The sequence below is a fragment of the Gordonia amicalis NBRC 100051 = JCM 11271 genome (assembly GCF_000332995.1).
Classification (GTDB): Bacteria; Actinomycetota; Actinomycetes; order Mycobacteriales; family Mycobacteriaceae; genus Gordonia; species Gordonia amicalis.
This window is the reverse complement of record NZ_BANS01000024.1, coordinates 54,432-76,039: the sequence shown is the minus strand read 5'-3', so window position 1 is coordinate 76,039 and position 21,608 is coordinate 54,432. Positions and strand designations below refer to the sequence as shown.

Here is a 21,608-nt window from a genome sequence, read left to right as displayed (position 1 = left end):
AGATGAACGACAACCTGACCGGCGTCGGCGTGCTCGACCATCACAAGCTGCGCGTCGTCGCGAAAGAGGTTGCGGCCGAAGGGGTCGTATCGCTCGTCCTCGCCGACCCCGACGGCGGCGACCTCCCGGCGTGGTCGCCGGGCGCGCACCTCGATCTGGTGCTCGGGCAGAACCTGATCCGCCAGTACTCCCTGTGCGGTGCGGTCACCGACCGGCGTCATCTCCGGGTGGCGGTCCTGCGCGAACCGGAGGGGCGCGGTGGGTCGCAGAGCGTGCACGATGACGTGGCGGTCGGCGACCTGATCGCGGTCAAGGGGCCGCGGAACAACTTCCCGCTCGTCGACGCACCGGCCTACCTGTTCGTCGCCGGCGGAATCGGTATCACCCCGCTGAAGCCGATGATCGCCGAGGTCGACGGGTGCGGTGCCGAGTGGACCCTGCTCTACGGTGGCCGGACGGCGGCGGGGATGGCGTTCGCGGATGTTCTGGCACAAGAGTATTCGGATCGGGTGCAGGTGAGGCCGCAGGACGAGCACGGACTGCTCGACCTCGACGCGGCACTCGACGCCGTGAGTCCGGGTACTGCCGTCTACTGCTGCGGACCCGAACCGTTGCTGGCGGCTCTCGAAGAGAAGTGCCGGTCCCGCGGCGTCGAACTACACCTGGAGCGGTTTTCGCCGAAGTCCGTTCCGTCCGAATCGGATTCACCCGGCGATGCGTTCGAGGTGGTCCTCCACCGAAGCGGACGGACGGTGACCGTCGGAGCGGACGAGACGGTCCTCGACGCGCTCCTCCGCGATGGCGTGGAGGTCGACTTCTCCTGCCGCGAGGGCACCTGCGGAACATGCGAACAGACCGTCCTCGACGGCGTTCCGGACCACCGGGATTCGGTGCTCGACGACGACGAGCAGGCCGCGAACGACTGCATGATGGTCTGCGTCTCGCGCAGCTGCTCGGCGCGGCTGGTTCTGGATCTCTGACCCGAAAGGACCGTCCGAGCGCGCCCATCGTCAGCCCGCTGCGACCTCGTCCGCGGCCGGGAGGTCGTGATCCCGGATGATGCCGTGCAGGAAGCTCCGCATCATCGCCTCGAACAGCTGCTTCTGGGTCAGTTCGTTCTTCGACAACGCCTCGGCGAGAAGCGGTTGCGAATCGGCCGACACGTTGGGGAAGATCGCCGAGCGCGGTCGCGGCGGCCGCATCGCCTCCATGAGTACCGCGCCGATGGACAGCGTCTCCATGCCGTCGAGGATGCGGACATGCAGGTCGACGGGGACTCCTGACTCCAGCAGGAACTCGGCGGTGTCCTCGTAGGTGGCGGTGAACAGGTCGCGGGGCAGGTGCTGCAGCAGAACCGGTGCGGCATTGCGATGACGGAGGATCGACTGCCGGAAGTTCAGGGCCAGGTTCACGAAGAACTCCGGCCAGTCCGGTCCGGGTTTCATCCGGGGCCGGCGCACCGCGGTGCCGGCGATGTACCGGGCGACCTCGGTGAGGATCTCGTTCTTGTCGTCGAAGTGGTGGTACAACGACGGCGCGCGGACCCCGAGATGCTTGGCGAGTTTGGGGAGGCTGAAGGCGTCGAGCCCTTCGGAGTCGATGATCTCGATCGATGCCATCACGGCGGCATCGCGACTGATCAACGGCTTGGACGGCCGTGCCATTGTTCCCCTCTCAGCGCGTCACAAAGTGCGGCACACCTTATGCGCGCCCGCATCTGACCTAACCACAGTAGTTTCTGCGTGACCGATCGTCCATGTGGTGGGGGCGATTCTCTCCGGTCAGTCCAGGCGGCGCTCGGCGTACGCCCTGAGCTCCTCCACCTGGACCGGGTCGAGGGAGGGGCGGACCCGTCGCCGGGCCTCGGTGACATCGTCGGCGGTGACCGCGGCGGCGTTGATGTCCCGGCGCATCGCCGACAGGGCGGCTTCGCGCAGGAGCGCCGAACAATCTGCGGCGGAATAGCCGTCGAGGTCGGCCGCGAGTTCGTCGAGGTCGATGTCGTCGAGCGGGACGTCGCGGCCGCTGGCGCGCAGGATGTCACCGCGGGCGGCGGCATCCGGCGGCGGTACGAAGACCAGTCGTTCGAGGCGTCCGGGCCGCAGCAGAGCGGGATCGATGAGATCGGGCCGGTTGGTGGCGCCGAGCACGACCACGTCCTGCAGCGGTTCGACCCCGTCGAGTTCGGTGAGCAGCGAGGCCACCACGCGGTCGCCGACCCCGGAGTCGGTGGACTGTCCGCGGCGGGGAGCGAGGGCGTCGACCTCGTCGAGGAAGATCAGCGACGGCGCCGATTCCCGTGCGCGGGCGAAGAGGTCACGGACCGCCTTCTCCGACGAGCCGACCCACTTGTCCATCAGCTCAGCACCTTTGACGGTGTGCACCGACAACTGGCCGGACGCGGCGAGCGCCCGCACGACGAAGGTCTTGCCGCAGCCGGGCGGGCCGAAGAGCAGCACACCGCGCGGCGGGTCGACGCCGAGACGGGCGAAGGTGTCGGGGTGCTGCAACGGCCACAGCACGGCCTCGGTCAGGGCCTGCTTGGTCTCGACCATGTCGCCGACGTCGGCGAGCGTGATCGAACCCAGGGCCACCTCGGGTGAATCCGACCGTGAGACCGGGCGGATCACGTCGAGCGCGCCCACCAGGTCCTCGGTGCGGAGTGCCGGTTCGGACCTGGTGTTGCTGGCACGGGTGGCGGCGCGCAGCGCGGCCTCCCGGGTGAGCGCGGCGAGGTCGCCGGCGACGAAGCCGGGCGTGCGTGCGGCCACCGAGTCGAGGTCCAGGTCGCCCTCGGTCGGAACCGTCGACAGGATCGCCGACATCAGCCGCGCCCGCGTCGCGGCGTCGGGTAGGCCGATGATCAGTTCGCGGTCGCACAACGACGGATCGCGAAGGCGCGAGTCGAGGCGGACCGGCTCGGCCGTGGTCGCGACGAGTGCGATGCGACCGTCGGCGATGCCCGACCGCAACTCGTCGAGGATGAGGGTGGCGACCGGCTCGGGTTCGGACGGCAACAGGGCGTCGACGTCGGTGATGAGCAGGACCCCACCGGTCGCGCGGGCCCGGGCGACGGCGTCGGAGACCGTGCGCAGGCGGGTGTTGGGTTCGGTCGCGCCGGTCGTCGGGCCGTCGACGGTGACGAGTGTGCGTTTCGCGCAGACCGACCGCACCACTGTCGCCTTGCCGCCGCCGGCCGGCCCGGTCACCAGGACACCGAGGCGGGGTGCGGCTCCCAGGGTGCGCAGCACGTCGGGCTCGTCGAGCGTGATCGCCAGCCATTCGGTGAGCTTGGTGATCTGGGAATCGACGCCGACCAGCTCGGACACCGGCCGGACCGGGACGTCCGGCTCCTCCACCGGGAGGCGGCCGACGCCGGCCGCGGTCGCCGGGGCGGGTGCGCTGACCTGCGCCTCGGGCACGATGCCGAGTGCGCCCGGAAGACGCGGTGAACCGGTGCGGTCGTCGCCGAGCGGGGGTACCACGCCGGCGGTCGTCGACCACAACACCGCGGTGTTGGTCTGGACGCTGACGGGGGAGCCGGGATCGGTGCCGGTGACCGTGAGCAGTTCGGTGGTCCAGGTGATGCCGACGGACCGGGCCAGGGCGCGCGTCGCCTCGGTGGCGGCGAGTTCGGGGCCGAGGTCGCGCGGCAGCAACGACACCGCGTCGCCGACCGACAGCACCTTGCCGAGCAGCGCGCGCCGGAGCGTGGACTCGGTGATCGACTGGGTGGCCAGTACCGAACCGTTCACGATCACCCGGCTCGCCCCGTGCACGACCACCGGTGCCAGCACCACCGAGGCGTTCTCTCTGACCCCGGCGTTGGAGAAGAGGATCTCGTCGAGCAGCGCGATCCCGGTCGGCGACGCCGCGCCGGTCGCCGCGACCACCGCGGCGGTCACGCGGGCGCCGGTGATCGACACGGCGTCCCATTCCCGCAGCGACAGCGCGGTCAGCACCTCGGGATGGACCCGGATGATGCCGCGCCGGGCCTCGGCCGCGGAGGTGTTGAGCCGCGCGGTCAGCGTCAGGGACACCTGTGAGCTCACTCGGTCTCGCTTTCGGCTTCGGCGGCCACCGGTCCAGCGCCGGCGGTCGCGGCGTTCCGGTCCGCGGTGTCGTCCTCGGTCGGGCGATCAGCGGGCTGGTGAGCAATGGCCGGGGCGCCGGTCGGACGGTTGAGGCCGAGCCGGCGCTGCGACTTGAGGACGGGGCGTCGTCGACGGCCGTCGGGCTCGGTCTTCGACGCCTTCCGCTGTGCGCGACGTTCGGCGGGCCTCTCCTCCCAGTACTCCGGTCGGGAGGCGACCCAGCGCCGTGAGCGCCACGCGAACGGGATGTGGATCGCGTAACCGAGGATCGCGATCATCATCAGCACGTACGGGTAGGTCAGCAGGAGTGCCGCGCCGACCGCGACGAGGACGAGGAGACCGGCGACCGCGCGGGGCGGGATCGACGCGGTCTTCAGCGACGCGGTCGGGACCCGGCTGACGGCGAGGAAGGCCACCAGGACCAGCCAGCCGCCGACGGCGGGAAGCGACGTCCACCAGCCCTCACCGAACTGCTGGGCGAGACCGATCGGCAGCAGCGCGGCGATGGCGGCCGCGGGCGCCGGAACGCCGACGAAGAAGTCCCTGGTGTAGCCGGGTGCCTCCTCGTCGTCGAGCAGGGTGTTGAAGCGGGCCAGGCGCAGCACGACCGCGCAGCAGTAGACGAGCGCCAGCGCCCAACCGAGATCCTGGCCCTCGAGCAGGTGGAAGTAGACGATCATCGCCGGCACCACGCCGAAGTTGATCGCGTCGGCCAGGGAGTCGATCTCGGCGCCGATCCGGCTGGTCGCGCCCATGAGCCGGGCGACCCGTCCGTCGATGCCGTCGAGGAAGGCCGCGGCCACGAGCAGACCCATGGCGGCGTCGATGTCACCGGTGGTCGCCGCGCGCATCGCCGTCAGTCCGGCGCAGATCGCGAGGATCGTCAGCGACGACGGGATGATGATGCGCCCGGCCTGCGCCTGTCGGCGGACGCGACGCCGCTCGGGTTCCCGTGGCGCCGCCGGTGTCGGGGCGTGGGCCTGCGCCTGGCGTCGTGCCGACCGCGCGGTGGGGTTGCGGGTCGTGGAGGGTCGGGTCGGTCGGCGGATCCCGGGGCCACCGGCCCGGAGTCCGGAGTGGCCGTCGGAGGAGTTCGCTGCGGGGGGGTTCACGGGCGGGCCGGGTCAGAGATCCAGGTAGGCGAACGGGGTCTCGCCGCCGACGGCGCGCTGACCCACCGAGACGCGGGGAGTGGTGCCCTCGGGGAAGTAGACGTCGACCCGGGAGCCGAAGCGGATCAGCCCGTAGGTGTCGCCGAGACGCAGCGTGTCGCCGACCTCCGGATCGCAGACGATCCGGCGTGCGACGAGTCCGGCGATCTGGACGACCGCCAGGTCCGGCCCCGCCCCTCCGCCGGTCGCCGTGGTGCGGATGGTCATCGTGGTGCGCTCGTTGTCGCGGCTGGCCTCGGGCAGGTCCGCGGACAGGAATGCTCCGGGCGTGTGGGTCACCGCGGTGACCGTACCGGCGATGGGCACACGCTGCACGTGGACGTCGAAGATCGACAGGAAGGTCGAGACGCGGGGCAGCGGCTCGGTGCCCAGGCCCGATTCGGCGGGCGGCACCGCCTCGTCGACCAGCGCGATCGTGCCGTCGGCGGGGGCGACGACCACGCCCGGCTCGGTCGGCGGGATACGGCCGGGGTGGCGGAAGAAGGCGGCACAGGCGCCGGCGGTGAGGGCCGCGGGGCGAGCGATCCAGCGGTGGCGGCGCCCGAGGAGCGCGACCGCCGCGGGAGCGGCGACGAACGGGATACCCGCCGGATGGATCGGTGGGATGGTCTCGCGGGCCAGGTCTAGGAAATGGGCGACACGGCCGGTGTTGCCCTCGTCCGGACGCGGACGTCTGGCCACGATCTACCTCCTGTTGTGCCCGGTGTGGGGCGACTCGATGAAACCTCGTGCACCACGGTGGGTGCGACTCCGGTCCAGCTTAGAGCTCAGCGCAGGACGAGCACGTCGACCGGAGATCCGGCGGCCAGGCCGTCGGTCTCGGTGGGCACGTCGATGAGCGCATCGGCCTCGGCGAGGAACCGCAGGTGATGGGACGCGGGCGGCCCGATCGGATCGACGACGACGCCCGATCCGCCCTCGTCCGTCCGAAGGACTCCGCGCAGGAATTGCCTCTTGCCCTGCGGTGAGCGGATGTCGGCGCCCAGGCGCGCGGTCACACGAGGCCGGTGCGGCGGCAACCCCGTCGCGGTGCGGAGGGCGGGCCGGATGAAGACCTCGAAGGACACCAGGGCGCTGACCGGGTTGCCCGGCAGTGTGATGATCGGCACGGTGGGTCCGGCCGTCCCGTCGGACCCGGCGGACGCGACGTGGTGACCGCACCCCTGCGGCATGCCCGGTTGCATCGCGACCTTGACGAACTCGACGGAACCGGTGGCCGACAGCGCGTCCTTCACGACCTCGAAGGCGCCCGCACTCACACCCCCGGACGTGATGATCAGGTCGGCCTCGCCGGCGACCTCGTCGAGACGCGCGAGGAAGTCGCCGGTGTCGTCCGGCACGAAGTGCACATGCCGGCCGAGCGCGCCGGCCTCGATGGCCGCGGCGGTGAGCATCGCCCCGTTCGATTCGTAGATCTGGCCGTGCTGCAACGGGTTTCCGGGTTCGACGAGTTCCGAACCGGTGGACAGGACCTCGACGCGCAGCGGGCGCGCGACGGTGACCTCGACGATCCCGAGCGCGGCGAGCAGCCCGACCTGCGGCGCGCCGATCACGGTGCCGGCGGGCAGTGCCCGTGCTCCCCGCCCGATGTCGGACCCCGCGCGCCGGATGTGTTTGCCGGACTCGACCGGTGCCGTGAAGGTGACCGTCTCGGCGGCCGCGACCGGGCCGATCACCGCGTCGGTCAGTTCCACCGGCACCACCGCGTCGGCGCCGGCCGGCAACGGGGCGCCGGTCATGATCCGGTGCGCGGTGCCGGGCGCGAGCGTGAGGGTGTCGGTGCGCCCGGCCGGGATGTCCGCGGCGACGGGCAGTGTGACGGGGGAGTCGGGGCCGGCGGAGGCGAGATCCGCGGCGAGGACGGCGAATCCGTCCATCGCGGAGTTGTCGAAGCCGGGCAGCGACAGTGGTGCGTCGACGTCGGCGAGCGTTGCCCGGCCCAGTGCCTCCGGGACGGGCAGCCGGACGGGGACGGGTGGGCCGAACAGCGCCGCGACGACGGCCTGATGCTCTGCGACGGTACGCATGCGCTCAGGATGCCAGGTGGGCGGTCGCGTCTCGCCGCGGTCCCCGATTCGCGGGATGCCTGCACTGCGTCGCCGGGGACCGCGGACTACATTCGTGCCCATGGCATTGGGTCTGCTTCTCGACATCGACGGGGTGATGGTCACCTCGTGGAAGGCTCTGCCCGGCGCGGTGGAGGCCGTCTCCCGACTCGCCGACCGCAAGATCCCGCGGATGTTCCTGACCAACACCACCTCGCGCTCGCGCAACGAGATCGCGGAACTGCTGAACGACTGCGGTTTCTTCGTCGACGGCGGCGAGATCCTGACCGCCGCGAAGCTGACCTCCGAGTATGTGGCGTCGACCTTCCCGGGAAAGCGGGTGTGGGTTCTCAACCAGGGGCCGATCGCGGAGGACATGACCGGCGTCGAACTCACCGACGACCCGTCGGACGCGGAGGTCGTGGTTCTCGGTGGGGCCGGGCCCGTGTTCACCCACCACGCGCTGTCGAAGGTGCTCGAGATGCTGCTCGACGGCGTGCCGGTCATCGCCATGCACCGTTCGATGACGTGGTCGACGGCCGACGGGCTGTCGATCGACACCGGCGTGTACCTCGAGGGCCTCGAGAAGGCATCGGGCAAGAAGATCAAGGCGATCGGCAAACCGTCGCCACTCGGGTTCCGGGCCGCCACCGACATGTTAGGGCTGGAGCCCAACCAGGTGGTGATGGTCGGGGACGACATGCACAACGACGTCCTGGGCGCGCAGGCGTCGGCGCTGATCGGTGTGCTGGTACGCACCGGCAAGTTCCGCGAGGAGGCGCTGAACGCGCTGCAGCGTGACGAGTTCGGGCCCTACCCGGACCACGTCATCGACTCGGTGGCCGACCTCCCCGAGCTGATCGACAAGATCAGCCGAACCTGATGGCCCTCAGACGCGGTCGAGCTTGCTCTCCGCGGCGCGCTTGATCTTGCCGAGGGTCTCGGCCATGCCGAGCTTGAGTTCGGCCTCGAAGGACTCGGTGCCGCCCATGACCTTGTCCACGAGGACCGACGACACCTTGGTGGTGGTGCCGTTCAGCTCACGACGTTCGGTCACGGTGACGCCCGACCCGTTCGGGGTGATGGTGTAGCTCCACACGGTGCGGTTCTCGGCCACGCGGAACGCGATCTCCTGGTTCGGCGTGAAGCGCACGACCTTGGAGGTGGTCGGCCACACCAGCGGTCCCCGGCGGTTGATGTTGATGGTCTTCGTCCCCAACCCGACGGTGCCGCCGCGGATGATCATCTTCTTGCACTGCGGGCTCCACTCGCCCATACGCTGGAGATCGGAGATCACCGACCACACCTGTGCGGGAGTGGCGTCGATGTCGATGGACTCTTCGATGAGTGATGCGGTCATGGTCGCCAACAGTATGGGCTTGTAGGCGCACCGTCAATACGTTGTTGGCGGACCGTCAACAAGCGCGATCGGTGCGACGGAGGGGCTCAGACCAGCAGTGTGATGCCGATGACGGCGCCGATGCCGACGAATACGGCAGCGGTGATCCACCCGGCGGGGTGCTCGTCGTTCTCGAGGAGCAGCGTGCCCAGCTTGCCGGGGGTCAGCCAGTCGATGAGCACGAACGACCACATCATCACGGCGATCGTCAGGACGACGTAGGCGGCGGTGTAGAGGAGCGCGCGCCACAGTGCGAGGAGTTCGGTGTCGACGACCGAACAGGCGAGCACGATCGACAGTCCGATCACCATCGACGTGGTGAGGATGACCGCGTTGCGGTTGTGGTCGACCCACACCAGCTGCCGCAGACGGCCGGGGGTCACCAGGTCGAGCGCCACGAATCCGAGGACGAGCAAGGCGATCCCGACGAGGCTGAAGGACGCCCCGGCGGCCAGATTGTCACGCAGCAGTTCCATCCGAGTCCCTCTCCATCGCCGAGTGTGCTGAGGAAACAGTATCGGTGGGTGGGGGTAAGTGGTCGCCGACACGAAAGCGCCTGCCGAACGACGACCCGCTGCCTGATCCGGAAGAACCCGCCACCGATCCGCCGGGCACCCGCGACTGGTACGCGGCGAAGTGACGTCGCGTGCGACCTCATTTCTTTCTCACTGACGCGGGCTCGGTGGCCAGATGAGCCGGCGGCGCGAAGCACTTCGTGATGCGGCGAGTCGTTGACGGACATGTCCCCGTGAGCATCCTCCGAGGGCATATTGCCCTCCGAAGCAGCTCAGATGGACGCGAATTTCCGATCGCGAGACCCGCTGTGGGGCATTCGTCGCCAGAACCGCGGAGAGCGCGACACTTCCGTGGGTAGCACGAGTTCTTTCGTCCTCACGACGGCCAGCAGGCCGCGGGTACTGAGGTGTGAGGAGCGAAAGCGACGAGCCACGAAGGGTTGGTGAGAATGTCACCAGCCCTTCGTGGCTCGCAAGCTCGCACCTCAGGGAGCGAGGAGATGCGTCAGCCGACGCTGAGCATGTCGTAGGAACCGAGGTCCTTCGACAGCTTGGTGACGTGCGCGTCCGCGTCACCGAGGGTGTGGCTGATCGCGGTCAGGCGGCTCACGTAGTGCGCGATCGGGTACTCGGCGGTCATGCCGATGCCGCCGTGCATCTGGATGGCCTCCTGGCCGATGAGGCGTGCCGAGCGAACGGTCTGCAGCTTCACCCGCGAGGCGATGGCCGCGTCGGCGATGCCGTCGGCGAGTGCGGTCGTCGCGTACAGCACCAGGCTGCGCGCGAGTTCGAGCTGGACGTACATGTCCGCGGCGCGATGGGTGAGCGCCTGGAAGGTCGCCAGCGGAACGCCGAACTGCTTGCGCGACTTGAGGTATTCGACGGTCAGCTCGAGGCTGCGTTCCATCGCGCCGAGGGCTTCGGCGCACAGCGCGGTCTGGATGCCGATCTCCGCGTTGGCGATGAGCTCCGACGCGTCGCCGCTGCCGAGGCGCGTTCCCTTCGCGTCGTTGAAGGTGATCTCGGCGCCGCGTCGACGATCGTGCGTGCGGTAGGGGGTGCGGGTGACGCCCTCGGCGTCGGCGTCGATGAGGAACAGGCCCACCTCGTCGCCGGCGCGCGCCGAGACGATCAGCTTGTGCGCTGCGTCGCCGTGTCCGACAAGGGATTTGGTGCCGTTGAGCACGCCGTCGGCGGTGGCAGTGGTGGCCACCGCGGCCACTGGCCAGCGGTCGCCGGGCTCGTTGTGGGCGAAGGCCATGAGCAGTTCGCCGGAGGCGAGGCCCTGACGCAGCTCGCCGCGGGTCGCGTCGTCGGCGGCCTCGAGGAGCGAGCCCGGGACGAGCACCGAGTCCAGGTAGGGCTCGGGTGCCAGGGCGCGACCGAGTTCGGTCATCACGCTGGTGAACTCGACCGGTCCGGCGTCCATGCCGCCCTCGGACTCGGGAAAGGTCAGGCCCAGGATGCCGATCTCCGCGAGCGACTTCCACACCTTCTCGCTCCAGCCGAGATCGGTGTCGGTCACCTTGCGGAGGGTCTCCACGTCGTAGGTCTTGGTGAGGACCTCGCGCACGGTGTCGCGCAACATCCCCTGTTCTTCGGAAAGCTCGAAATCCATTGTCGTCCTTGGTCTGTGAAGTCGAAAGTGAGGTCAGCGGGGCCGGCGGTCAGAGACCGAGGACCGCCTTGTCGATGATCTGGCGCTGGACCTCGGAGGAACCGCCGTAGATCGAGACCTTGCGGTAGTTCAGGTAGGTCGGGGCGGCGAGCTGGGCCCACTCGGGAGAGGTGACCGCTGCGCTGCCGTTCGCGGCGTCGACGTCGACCCCGGCGACCGGGAGCGAGTCCGGTCCGGCGATGTCGGCGATGAGTTCCATGGCGGCCTGCTGCAGCTGGCTTCCCTTGAGCTTCAGCAGCGACGACGCCGGGTTCGGCTTGCCGTCGGCCGACGACGCGGCGACGCGGAGCTGGGTGATCTCGAGGGCGAGCAGCTCGTTCTCCAGTTCGGCCAGGCGGGTGGCGAACAGCGGGTCGTCGAGCAGCGTGCCGTTGGCGGTCCGGACCTCCCTGGACAGTTCCTTGGCGCGCGCCAGCTTCGACTTCGTGTAGCCGACCCGGGCGATGCCGTTGCGCTCGTTGCCGAGCAGGAACTTGGCCTGCGTCCAGCCGCTGTTCTCCTCGCCGACCATGTTCTCGACGGGCACGCGGACGTCGTTGAAGAAGACCTCGTTGACCTCATAGCTGCCGTCGATGAGCTGGATGGGGCGCAGCTCGATGCCGGGGGTGTCCATCGGGATCAGGAACATGCTGATGCCGGCCTGCTTCTTGACATCCGGGTTGGTCCGGGCGAGCAGGAAGATCCAGTCGGCGTACTGACCGAGCGTCGTCCAGGTCTTCTGACCGTTGATGACGTAGTGGTCGCCGTCGAGGACCGCGCGGGTCTTCAGCGAGGCGAGGTCGGAGCCGGCCTCGGGTTCGGAGAACCCCTGGCACCACCAGATGTCGAGGTTGGCGGTCTGGGGGAGGAACTTCTCCTTCATCTCCTGCGACCCGAACTGCGCGATGACCGGACCGATCATGCTGACGTTGAACGGCAGCGGGTCGGGGACGAACGCCAGGCTCATCTCCTCGCGGTAGATGTGGTGCTGGATCGGCGTCCAGTCCTTGCCGCCCCACTCGATCGGCCAGCTCGGAGTCAGCACGCCGTGCTCGTTGAGGACGCGCGAGGCGGTGACGATGTCGTCGGGGTAGTTGAGGTTGCCCTCTTCGTTCCGCTTGCGGATGTCCTCGGGGACCTTCGCGAAGATGCCGCGCAGTTCCTCGCGGAACGCCTCTTCCTCCGGACTGAACTTCAGGTGCATGGGTTCTTCTCTACTCCTGTCGGGGGTTGCCGGGTGTTCGGCGACACCGGTCGCGGACCGCCTACCTGGAAAGACCGGGAAGACCGCCGCTGACTAAGCGCTTGCTTAGTGATATGTTGCACTATGCCGCGCCGCGTGGACGGTGTCAATCGGCAAGGTTGGCGCATGGTCGCCGAGCTAATTCGAGGAGGCGTACATGGTCTCGTCGACCGAACCGACGACCCGGGTGCAACCGGTCGCGGCCCGGCAACGACTCCTGCTCGCCGCCGTCGAGGCGTTCGCGGCGAAGGGCTTCAACGCCACGACGACCCGGGATATCGCCAACGGGGCGCAGATGAGTTCGGCCGCCGTCTACGTGCACTTCCGCTCCAAGGAGGAGCTCCTCTTCGAGCTCTCCGACGCCGGGCATCGAAGCATCCTCGACATGATCGACGAGGTCGATGATCCGGCGTCGTCGCCGGGTGACCGGCTGGCGACGGTCATCGGTGCGTTCACCGAGCATCATGCGCGCGAGCACGTCCGCGCTCGCGTCGTGAACTACGAACTGGCCTCGCTCGCGCCCGATCACCTCGAGACGGTCATGGAGCTGCGACGGGAGATCACCCGCCGGGTGCGGGCGATCGTCGATGCGGGTATCGAGAACGGCGACTTCGATGCTGCCGATTCGCAGGCCACCACCAACGCCATGCTGTCGATGGGTATCGACGTCGCGCGGTGGTATCGCGCCGAGAACTCGCTCCCGCCCGAGGAGATGGGGAAGTTCTACGCGCGGCTGGCCACCCGGATGGTGGGTCTGCGGGACCGGGACTAGCTGTACCAGCCCGTCGGTCAGGGTTCGCCGGCCGCCACCGGTTGTCGTGGGCCGGTGTCGCCGATCGTGGCGATGGCGCGGTCGGCTCTCGTGGCGGCACGACGCATGAGGAGGGCGAGTACCGCGCCGAACAGTGCGACCACCAGGACGTAGCCGATGATCGTCGCGCGAAGACCGATGTGGGACAGGACAACCCCCGCGATCACCGCCGGCACGCTGAACGCGAGGTAGCTCGCGACGAACACCGACGAGAAGACCTGCCCGCGCTGGGCGGGCGGTGTCGCGGCGGTGATGTTGTCCATCGCGCTGAGGAAGGTCGCCGCCCATCCGGAACCGGCCACGATAGAACCGAGGATGTAGAGCGGCAGGGCCTCGGTCAGCACGCCGGACAGCGAGATCAGCACGCCCGCGGCGAGGGTCGGGTAGCCGACGGCCTGCTTGACCGTCGACGGCCGTCCCGTGATGACCAGGGACGTGATGGTCGCGCTGGCGAAGAACGTGAAGAGGATGAGTCCGGCCGCACCGTGGTTGGTGACGCCGAAGACCCGTGCGACAACGGATGATCCGAGCGACAGGTACAGCCCGCCGAGGGACCAGGTGGCCACCAGGGTGGGCACCGCGGCGAAGAACACGGGACGTACCTCACGGGGCACGCGAACCTGGGGGGCGAGGGTGACCGCGAGGTGGCGGCGTGAGCGGAATCCCTCGCGCTCGCGCGTCTCGGGGATGATGAGCAGAGCGGCGAGAAGCATCGCGAAGAAGCCGAGAATGATCTCGTAGACCAGGATTCGCGGCGCGGGCGCGTACTCGACGAGCAGGCCGGCGACACCGACGCCGGCGGCGAGCCCGAACGCCGGTGCGGCGCCGATGATCGTCGAGCCGAGGCGAGCGGTGGGCTGGAGGTCGACGGTGGTCGCGGTGAGGGTGCCCATCGCCGCGCCGGTGGCCAGGCCCTGGAGTGCGCGGGCGGCGAGAAGCGTGCCCACGTCCTGGGCCGCGACGAACAGCACCATGCTGGCGATCAGCAAGACGAGCGCGACGGCGAGCACCGGGCGTCGGCCGATGTGATCCGACAGCGATCCGACCGTCAGCAGGCTCATCAGCATCGTGACCACGTACACCGCGAAGACCAGGGTCAGCGTCAGCGACGAGAACCCCCAGAGCTCCTGGTAGATCGGGTAGAGCGGCGACGGCGCGGCGGAGGCGAAGAGGACCATCACGTAGGTGGCCGCGATCAGCCAGAACGCGCGGTGAGGATGTAGCGGTGCCATCTCGTCTCCTTAACGCAAACGCAGTTGCATTAAGCACGACGATAGGCAGGGATCGCTTCCAAAAGCAATTCGATTTGCAATAATGGTCGCATGGCTATGGGAAGCGCAACGTCGCAGTCGGACTCCGCGGATGCGGCGCCGCGCGCGAGGCGGCCCGGTGGCCGGAGTGCGCGGGTGCAGTCGGCGGTCTATGCCGCGGTCGGCCAGCTCGTCGGCGCCGGACAACGCGACACGATGACCATTCCCGAGGTCGCCGACCTCGCCGGGGTCAACCCGACCAGCATCTACCGCAGGTGGGGGTCGATCGACGTGCTCCTGGGTGAGGTGGCGGTCGCCGCCCTGACGCAGGGCGAACCGCTTCCCGACACCGGGGTGCTGCGCGAGGACGTCGCGGAGTGGGCGCGCGTCATAGCCGCCGACATCGGCCGACCCAAGCGCCGGGCGTACCTGCGGGCGATGGTCGCGGCCCGCGACGACGTCGTCGAGGTGTGCCCGTGCTGGGAGATCCGCCGTGAGCAGGCGGAGGAGATGATCGCGCGGGCCCGCGCGCGTGGCGAGTCGGCGCCATCGGTGCGGCAGCTGCTCGACCACGTGATCGCGCCGCTCTACCACCACGCGGTGTTCGGCCTGGCCGTCGACGATGCGTATGTCGCCGAGTTGATCGACGATGTCGTCTCGATGTTCTCCAGCCGCCCCGGAGACCCGCTTCCGGGCGATAGGGTCCGGGCATGAAGAAGGTTCACGCGTTCCGAGACGACGCGCTCGGTGATCTGGACGCGGTCGGCATCGCCGCGGCAATCGCCTCCCGGGAGATCTCGGCAGCCGAGGCGGTCGAAGCGGCCCTCGCCAGGATCGACGCGGTCAATCCGCAGCTGAACGCGATCGCCTTCGACGACCGCGAACGGGCCCGGAAGCGTGCCGTCGACAACGACTTCCCGCTCGGGTCGTTCGGCGGCGTGCCGTCGATCATCAAGAACAACACCGACTTCGCGGGTCTCCCCACGTGTCATGGGTCGGCGGCGGTCGCTCCGAACCCGGCCGTGGCGAACGAGGCCTTCACCAACCAGTTCCTGGCGACGGGCGTCAACTTCGTCGGCGCGTCGAACATGCCGGCCTTCGGGCTGACCGCCACGACGGAGTATGTCGACCGCGAGCCGACGCGCAATCCGTGGGACACCGACCACTCCGCCGGCGGCTCGTCGGGTGGGTCCGCTGCGCTCGTGGCCGCGGGTGCCCTGCCGATCGCGCATGCCAACGACGGTGGCGGTTCGATCCGAATCCCCGCTGCCGCATGCGGTCTGGTCGGTCTCAAACCGACTCGGGGTCGCACCGCGCCGGCGAAACAGGCCGAGGACGCCCCGATCGATCTCGTGTGCAACGGGATCGTGAGCCGTTCGGTGCGCGACACCGCCCGCTTCCTCGACGACTCCCAGGGTTTCCGTCCCGCGCCCGGCCTGCCGCCGGTGGGTCTCGTCGAGGGACCCGGTACCAAGCGTCTGCGGATCGCACTGATCACCGAACCGATCACCGGCCAGCTGCTCGATCGCGACACCCAACGGTGCGTCACCGATGTCGCCGAGCTCGTCGAATCCCTCGGTCACCGAACGGAAATGGTGCCGTTGCCCGTCGATCGCGCCTACATCCGGCAGTTCATCGACTACTGGTCGCTGTTGGCGTTCGCGCTGGACCGTACCGGTAAGCGACTGCACGACAAGGGGTTCGACCGCAAGAAGCTGGACACGTTCACGCGCGGCCTGTCGCGGAACGCGCTGCGCCACTTCTATCGCATGCCGTCGTCGATCCGCGGACTCCGTCGCTCCACGGCCGCTTTCCGCTCGCTGCACGACCAGTTCGACGTGATCTTGTCGCCGACTCTCGCGCACCTACCTCCGGAGATCGGATACCTCGACCCGGGTGTCGATTTCGCCGAGGCGATGGATCGTCTGACCCGGTACGTCGCGTTCACGCCCGCCAACAACACGTCGGGAACCCCGGCCATCAGTCTGCCGCTGGGGCAGTCGACGTCGGGGCTGCCGGTCGGAATCCAGTTCTCGGCCGACCTCGGCGATGAGCGCACGCTGTTGGAGTTGGCGTTCGAGCTCGAGGCGGCCCGCCCGTTCGCGCGGATTCAGGACGCCTGAGCGTCGGTATCGCCCTCCGCTGACAAACCCACCCCTAATCGGCAAAATCACCACCTGGAAGGGTGGTGATTCTGCCGAAAAGGGGTGGGTCTGCCGGAAAGGCTAGTGCTGCACTGCCTTCTCCGCGCCGATGCCGGTGAGCGAGCGAACCTCCATCTCCGCATTGCGCTCGGGGGTGCCGGTGTCCGCCGGGCTGGTCAGCGTGCCGATGATGCCGAGGACGAAGGCGAGCGGGATCGAGACGATGCCGGGGTTGGCCAGCGGGAACCAGGCGAAGTCGGCGCCGGGGATCATCGCGGTCGACGAACCGGAGACGGCCGGCGAGAAGACGATCAGCACGATCGTGGAGATCAGGCCGCCGTACATGCTCCACAGGGCGCCGCGGGTGTTGAACCGCTTCCAGTAGAGCGAGTACACGATCGTCGGCAGGTTCGCCGCCGCGGCGATGGCGAAGGCCAGTGCCACGAGGAAGGCGATGTTCTGACCGTTGGCCAGGATGCCCAGGACGATGCCGAGGATGCCGAGCACGACGACGGTGTAGCGCGAGACGCGGACCTGGTCGTCCTCACTCACCCTGTTGCGCTTGATGACCGACGCGTAGATGTCGTGGGCGAAGGACGCCGACGCGGTGATCGCCAGACCGGCGACGACGGCGAGGATCGTGGCGAAGGCGACCGCCGAGATGATGCCGAGCAGCACCACGCCGCCGATCTCGAACGCCAGCAGCGGTGCCGCCGCATTCTGTCCGCCGGCGGCGGCGAGGATCTTGTCCGGACCGACCAGAGCGGCTGCGCCGTAACCCAGGACCAAGGTGAACAGGTAGAAGGCGCCGATGAGCGCGATCGCCCAGACCACCGACTTACGAGCCTCTTTCGCGGTCGGCACGGTGTAGAAACGCATCAGCACGTGCGGCAGGCCCGCGGTGCCGAGGACCAGCGCGATGGCCAGCGACAGGAAGTTGATCTTCGATTCCAGCGAACCGCCGTACTGGGCGCCGGGCGCGAGAACGTCACGGGCGGCCACCTTTTCGCTCGCCGAGCCGGAGATGGCGTCCTGGGCCGAGCCGAGGATCGAGGACAGGTTCATGCCGAATTTGGCGAGGACGATGAAGGTCATGATCGCCGCACCGCTGATGAGCAGTACCGCCTTGATGATCTGCACCCAGGTGGTGCCCTTCATGCCGCCGATGAGGACGTAGACGATCATCAGCGCCCCGACCACGGCGATCACGATCGACTGGCCCACGCGGCCCTCGATGTCGAGGAGCAGGGCGACGAGGCCACCGGCACCGGCCATCTGGGCGAGCAGGTAGAACAGCGAGACCGCCAAGGTCGAGATGGCCGCCGCGAGACGGACCGGCCGCTGCTTCAGGCGGAAACTGAGGACGTCGGCCATGGTGAACTTGCCGGTGTTGCGCAGCAATTCGGCGACGAGCAGCAGAGCCACCAGCCAGGCGACGAGGAAGCCGATGGAGTAGAGGAAGCCGTCGTAGCCGTAGACCGCGATGGCACCGGCGATACCAAGGAAGCTGGCGGCCGACAGGTAGTCGCCGGCGATGGCGATCCCGTTCTGCGGTCCGGAGAAGCCACGGCCGCCGGTGAAGAAGTCCGCGGCGGAGTTGTTGTTCTTGCTCGCCCGGATGACGATGTACATCGTGATCGCCACGAACGCGGCGAAGATCGCGATGTTGGCGGCCGGACTGCCGACGGTGGCGGCGAGCGTGGTGGTGTGTACGGAGGTGTTCACAGCGACGGTCCGCCTTCCATCTCGTTGCGGATGGCCTCGGCGCGCGGGTCGAGTTCGCGGTTCGCGAAGCGCACGTACAGGCCGGTGATGACGAACGTGGTCACGAACTGCAGCAGGCCGAGGATCAGGCCGACATTGATGTTGCCCCAGACCTGGATCGACATGAAGTCATGCGCGAAGGCGCCGAGGAGCACGTAGACCGCGTACCAGATCAGGAAGAACGCGGTCATCGGGAAGATGAACTTGCGCAGCCGTGCCTTCAGTTCCTGGAACTGAGGGCTGTTCTGCATCTCGATGAACTGCTCGCCCGTCGGCGCATGCGGTGGTGCCGCTGCTGGTTGGTCGATGTTCGACACACTGTCCTCCAAGGTGATGGGGCCACGGTGGTGGAGCCCCACGGTGATGGCTCTTCGGGGAACAGCCTGATTGAGGCCCAGATCACACCGCAATCGGGTGTCGTGGGTCACACGCCGAAGGTCGTCGTCTGTGCGACGGACGGTCGATCGGATCCGACGAACGGTGAACGGTCAGACGTCGCGTCGGTCCGTCTGCCGATCGGCGGGAGGCGTGTCGACGGTCCGACCGGGTAGACGGTCCACGCCCATCCCGACGCGTTCGGGAACGTGCATGCGTGCGAACGTCCGGGCGAGGTCGCCGGGCAGCCGTCGTCGGGTGGCGAGGCTGACCAGCACCATCGTGCCGAAAGCGAGCGGCACGGTGACCGCGCCCGGATAACCGGCCAGCGCGGCCGCCCATCCGCCGAGGACGTCGTCGTCGATCACCCCGGCGATGGCGAGCGACGCCGCCGAACCCGACGACAACCCGCCGACGACCAGACCGGCGATCGCACCGGTTGCGGTGAGACCTCGCCACCAGATCCCCAGCACGAGCAACGGACACAGCGTCGACGCCGCGACCGCGAACACCAGCCCGACGGTCCGGGACAGTTCGAGGGATCCCGCCGCCAGCGAGAGGGCGATCGGGATCGCCCCGCCGATGACCGCTGCGATGCGGAAGTCGCGGACGCGTCCGCGGAGGACGTCAGTCGCCAGCGCGCCGGCCACGGACACCAACAGGCCCGACGACGTGGCGAGGAAGGCTGCGATGGCGCCGGCTGCCACCAGGGCCGCGAGGATCTGTCCGGCCAGACCGCCGACCGCCGCGCTCGGAAGGAGCAGGACCGCGGCGTCGGAGGTGCCGGTGATCAGCAGTTCGGGTACATAGAGGCGCGCGAACACCCCGAGCAGGACGGGGAACAGATAGAACAGCGACAGCAGGGCGATCGCCGCGAGCGCCGTTCGGCGGGCCGTGCGGCCGTCCGGGTTGGTGTAGAAGCGCACCAGCACGTGCGGCAGACCCATCACGCCGAGGAAGGTCGCGAGGATCAGAGACAGCACCTGGAACAGTGGATGGCGGTCGCCGAAACCACCGCCGGGGGTGACCCAATCGTCGCCGTGCACCGGGGCGCCCGCGACCACCGGGGTGGCCGCCCCGGCATCGAGTTCGATCACCGAGCCGGCGGAGATGACGTGACCGCCCGGGGCCGGGATCGGCGCGTCGACCACGGGAGCGCCGTCGAGTGTGCCGGTGACGCGCACGCCTTTGGTCTCGGCGACGGTGACCGACACGTCGGTCGTGACGTCGACGGTGGTGGCGGTCGTGACCCGGGGTGGCGCGGGCTCACCCACGCGTGCCGGATCATTGGCGAATACCCCGATGAGCACCAGGGCGGGGATCGCGATCGCGGTCAGCTTGAGCCAGTACTGGAATGCCTGCACGAAGGTGATCGATCGCATCCCGCCACCGACGACGTTCACGATCACGATGAGCCCGACGCCGACCGCGCCGGTCCACACCGGCGCGCCGAGCAGGATGTTGAGAGTGAGTCCCGCGCCCTGGAACTGGGGGATGAGGTACAGCACGCAGACGACGACCACGACCACCATCGCGGTCTTGCGCACGGTGGTGGAGGAGAGCCGGAACTCGGCGAAGTCGGGCACGGTGTAGGCGCCGGAACGACGCAACGGTGCAGCGACGAACAGCAAAAGTCCGAGGTATCCGGCGGTGAAACCCACGGGGTACCACAGCGCGTCGGCCCCGTACTTCGCGACGAGACCGGCCACACCGAGAAACGATGCCGCCGAGAGGTATTCACCCGATACGGCAGCGGCGTTCCAGCGTGGGCCGACGGTGCGTGAGGCCACCAGGAAATCCGAGGTGGTCCGGGAGAGCCGGCCGCCCCACGCCCCGACCGCGATAGTCGCGATCGCCGCGGCGAACAGTCCCACCGCGGTCAGCACGTCGACGCCGGTCACGGCCCGCCCGGATCGCCGGGGTCGTCGTCGACGAGGTTCATGAAGTCGCGTTCGGCGTGTTCGGCCAGTCGCACGTACAGGAGTCCGGTCAGGTACAGCACGGGATAGGCGAGGAGTCCGAGCACGATCCAGGTGATCCGGATACCGAAGATCGTCGTCTCGGCCAAGCTCGGGAACAGTACGGCGAGGAGGGGGATCGCCACCACGACGACGAGGAGGCTCCCGCCGAGGCGCAACGCCAGCCCGAGCTGAGCCCGCATCAGCCCGCGCACCAGCGCGTCGCCGACCTCGGTCTGCTCCTGGACCTCCACGCGGGTGCGGACCATCCGGGCGCCGCGCCGCGACGCGAGGACCACCCGTTCACGCTGCGGAGGGTTCTCAGACATCGCCGCGACCGGTGGGGGAGCGGTACTGGCGCAACGGGTCTCGGATGAGCCGGTCCTTCAGGTCGCGGACTTGACGACGACTGACCGGCAGTTCCACCGCCTCCGATGCCCCGTTCGCGCGGATGCTGACGAGTGTGCCGCTGCCGCTGCTCCGCAGTCCGGTGACCATGGGCAAGGCCACCAGGTAGGAACGGTGGACACGTGCGAATCCCTTGTCCTGCCAGCGTGATTCGAGGGTCGACAGCGGGATTCGGACCAGGTGGGCGCCGGACTCGGCGTGGAGCCGGGCGTAATCGCCGACCGCCTCGACCCAGGAGATCGAATCACGCCGGACCAGCGAGGTCACCCCACTCATCTCGACCGGGATCACGTCGTCGGAGCCGGTGCGCGGCTCACCCTGGGTGGCGGGGGTGGGAGTCGTCTCGGCGGGCTGCGTACGGGCGTCGAGGCCGGCGCGGACGCGTGCGATCGCCTGGGCGAGTCGTTCCTCGCGGAGCGGTTTCAGCAGATAGTCGATGGCGCCGACCTCGAAGGCGTCGACCGCCTTGTCCTCGTGAGCGGTGACGAACACGATCACCGGGGGCTGGGCGTACTTGGCGAGGACGCCGGCGAGTTCGAGTCCCGACAGTCCCGGCATGTTGATGTCGAGGAAGATCGCGTCGACCCGGCGGGAGTTGAGTTCGCGGAGCGCGCCGGTCGCATCCGTCGCGGTGTGGACCTCGGCGACATCATCCTGCCGGTCCAGGAGGTAACGGAGTTCGTCGAGAGCCGGGGATTCGTCGTCGACGGCGAGCACCACCAGCCCGGACATCCATCACCTCCCGACCGACTGCGCCTGACGTCCGACGACGG

The 21,608-nt window shown here is 68.9% G+C and carries 20 protein-coding genes; 5 read left to right on the top strand and 15 right to left on the bottom strand.

What is annotated here, in order from left to right; all coding sequences use genetic code 11:
* Positions 1 to 2: 2 nt before the first annotated feature.
* A complete protein-coding gene (locus GOAMI_RS12440; RefSeq protein ID WP_006436880.1) occupies positions 3 to 980 on the top strand; it encodes a PDR/VanB family oxidoreductase in 978 nt (325 codons plus the stop codon).
* 30 nt (positions 981 to 1,010) lie between these two features.
* Here GOAMI_RS12440 and GOAMI_RS12435 read toward each other — a convergent pair whose 3' ends face one another.
* From GOAMI_RS12435 to moeA, 5 genes are all read right to left on the bottom strand, one after another.
* A complete protein-coding gene (locus GOAMI_RS12435; protein WP_006436879.1) occupies positions 1,011 to 1,664 on the bottom strand; it encodes a TetR family transcriptional regulator in 654 nt (217 codons plus the stop codon).
* Positions 1,665 to 1,781: 117 nt separating this feature from the next.
* Entirely contained in the window at positions 1,782 to 4,052 is a 2,271-nt protein-coding gene (locus tag GOAMI_RS12430; protein WP_006436878.1) for an AAA family ATPase, read from the bottom strand.
* Positions 4,049 to 5,206 (bottom strand): CDP-alcohol phosphatidyltransferase family protein, encoded by a 1,158-nt coding sequence (locus GOAMI_RS12425; RefSeq protein WP_006436877.1) that lies wholly within the window; start codon positions 5,204 to 5,206, stop codon positions 4,049 to 4,051. Before GOAMI_RS12425 ends, GOAMI_RS12430 begins: the two co-directional genes overlap by 4 nt.
* Before the next feature lie 12 nt (positions 5,207 to 5,218).
* The gene (locus GOAMI_RS12420; protein WP_006436876.1) at positions 5,219 to 5,947 is read right to left on the bottom strand and encodes a phosphatidylserine decarboxylase; all 729 of its coding nucleotides are present in this window, start codon (positions 5,945 to 5,947) and stop codon (positions 5,219 to 5,221) included.
* Between the two features lie 86 nt (positions 5,948 to 6,033).
* Positions 6,034 to 7,293 (bottom strand): molybdopterin molybdotransferase MoeA, encoded by a 1,260-nt coding sequence (gene moeA / locus GOAMI_RS12415; protein WP_006436875.1) that lies wholly within the window; start codon positions 7,291 to 7,293, stop codon positions 6,034 to 6,036.
* Positions 7,294 to 7,393: 100 nt separating this feature from the next.
* Here moeA and GOAMI_RS12410 point away from each other — a divergent pair, with 100 nt between their 5' ends.
* A complete protein-coding gene (locus tag GOAMI_RS12410) occupies positions 7,394 to 8,194 on the top strand; it encodes an HAD-IIA family hydrolase (RefSeq protein ID WP_006436867.1) in 801 nt (266 codons plus the stop codon).
* 6 nt (positions 8,195 to 8,200) lie between these two features.
* Here GOAMI_RS12410 and GOAMI_RS12405 read toward each other — a convergent pair whose 3' ends face one another.
* The 4 genes from GOAMI_RS12405 to GOAMI_RS12390 form a co-directional block, all read right to left on the bottom strand.
* Positions 8,201 to 8,671, bottom strand: a complete 471-nt coding sequence (locus GOAMI_RS12405) for an SRPBCC family protein (RefSeq protein WP_006436865.1) — start codon at positions 8,669 to 8,671, stop codon at positions 8,201 to 8,203.
* An 86-nt stretch (positions 8,672 to 8,757) separates the two neighbouring features.
* The gene (locus GOAMI_RS12400; RefSeq protein ID WP_006436864.1) at positions 8,758 to 9,186 is read right to left on the bottom strand and encodes a DUF350 domain-containing protein; all 429 of its coding nucleotides are present in this window, start codon (positions 9,184 to 9,186) and stop codon (positions 8,758 to 8,760) included.
* 544 nt (positions 9,187 to 9,730) lie between these two features.
* The gene (locus tag GOAMI_RS12395; protein WP_006436863.1) at positions 9,731 to 10,843 is read right to left on the bottom strand and encodes an acyl-CoA dehydrogenase family protein; all 1,113 of its coding nucleotides are present in this window, start codon (positions 10,841 to 10,843) and stop codon (positions 9,731 to 9,733) included.
* A 49-nt stretch (positions 10,844 to 10,892) separates the two neighbouring features.
* Positions 10,893 to 12,086, bottom strand: coding sequence for an acyl-CoA dehydrogenase family protein (locus GOAMI_RS12390; RefSeq protein ID WP_006436862.1), 1,194 nt, complete (start codon positions 12,084 to 12,086; stop codon positions 10,893 to 10,895).
* A gap of 196 nt (positions 12,087 to 12,282) precedes the next feature.
* Between GOAMI_RS12390 and GOAMI_RS12385 the strand changes: the two genes are divergently transcribed.
* A complete protein-coding gene (locus GOAMI_RS12385; RefSeq protein WP_006436861.1) occupies positions 12,283 to 12,897 on the top strand; it encodes a TetR/AcrR family transcriptional regulator in 615 nt (204 codons plus the stop codon).
* 17 nt (positions 12,898 to 12,914) lie between these two features.
* Here GOAMI_RS12385 and GOAMI_RS12380 read toward each other — a convergent pair whose 3' ends face one another.
* Complete coding sequence (locus tag GOAMI_RS12380; protein WP_006436860.1) at positions 12,915 to 14,168, bottom strand: MFS transporter; 1,254 nt, start codon at positions 14,166 to 14,168, stop codon at positions 12,915 to 12,917.
* A gap of 90 nt (positions 14,169 to 14,258) precedes the next feature.
* On the opposite strand from GOAMI_RS12380, the gene GOAMI_RS12375 reads away from it, so the two are divergent.
* On the top strand, positions 14,259 to 14,900 hold the full coding sequence (locus GOAMI_RS12375; protein WP_040004802.1) for a TetR/AcrR family transcriptional regulator: 642 nt from the start codon (positions 14,259 to 14,261) through the stop codon (positions 14,898 to 14,900).
* On the top strand, positions 14,897 to 16,309 hold the full coding sequence (locus tag GOAMI_RS12370; protein ID WP_006436858.1) for an amidase: 1,413 nt from the start codon (positions 14,897 to 14,899) through the stop codon (positions 16,307 to 16,309). Before GOAMI_RS12375 ends, GOAMI_RS12370 begins: the two co-directional genes overlap by 4 nt.
* 102 nt (positions 16,310 to 16,411) lie before the next feature.
* Here GOAMI_RS12370 and GOAMI_RS12365 read toward each other — a convergent pair whose 3' ends face one another.
* The 5 genes from GOAMI_RS12365 to GOAMI_RS12345 all read right to left on the bottom strand — a co-directional run bounded on the left by GOAMI_RS12365 (position 16,412) and on the right by GOAMI_RS12345 (position 21,567).
* Positions 16,412 to 18,055, bottom strand: a complete 1,644-nt coding sequence (locus GOAMI_RS12365) for a monocarboxylic acid transporter (protein ID WP_006436857.1) — start codon at positions 18,053 to 18,055, stop codon at positions 16,412 to 16,414.
* Positions 18,052 to 18,411 carry a DUF485 domain-containing protein gene (locus GOAMI_RS12360; RefSeq protein WP_006436856.1) on the bottom strand — a complete coding sequence of 120 codons (360 nt, stop codon included), beginning with the start codon at positions 18,409 to 18,411 and terminating at the stop codon, positions 18,052 to 18,054. The genes GOAMI_RS12365 and GOAMI_RS12360 overlap by 4 nt, the downstream gene beginning before the upstream one ends.
* Positions 18,412 to 18,582: 171 nt before the next feature.
* Entirely contained in the window at positions 18,583 to 20,370 is a 1,788-nt protein-coding gene (locus GOAMI_RS12355) for a sodium/solute symporter (protein ID WP_006436855.1), read from the bottom strand.
* On the bottom strand, positions 20,367 to 20,756 hold the full coding sequence (locus GOAMI_RS12350; RefSeq protein ID WP_006436854.1) for a DUF485 domain-containing protein: 390 nt from the start codon (positions 20,754 to 20,756) through the stop codon (positions 20,367 to 20,369). The genes GOAMI_RS12355 and GOAMI_RS12350 overlap by 4 nt, the downstream gene beginning before the upstream one ends.
* Positions 20,749 to 21,567, bottom strand: a complete 819-nt coding sequence (locus GOAMI_RS12345) for a LytR/AlgR family response regulator transcription factor (protein WP_006436853.1) — start codon at positions 21,565 to 21,567, stop codon at positions 20,749 to 20,751. The genes GOAMI_RS12350 and GOAMI_RS12345 overlap by 8 nt, the downstream gene beginning before the upstream one ends.
* Positions 21,568 to 21,608 lie beyond the last annotated feature (41 nt).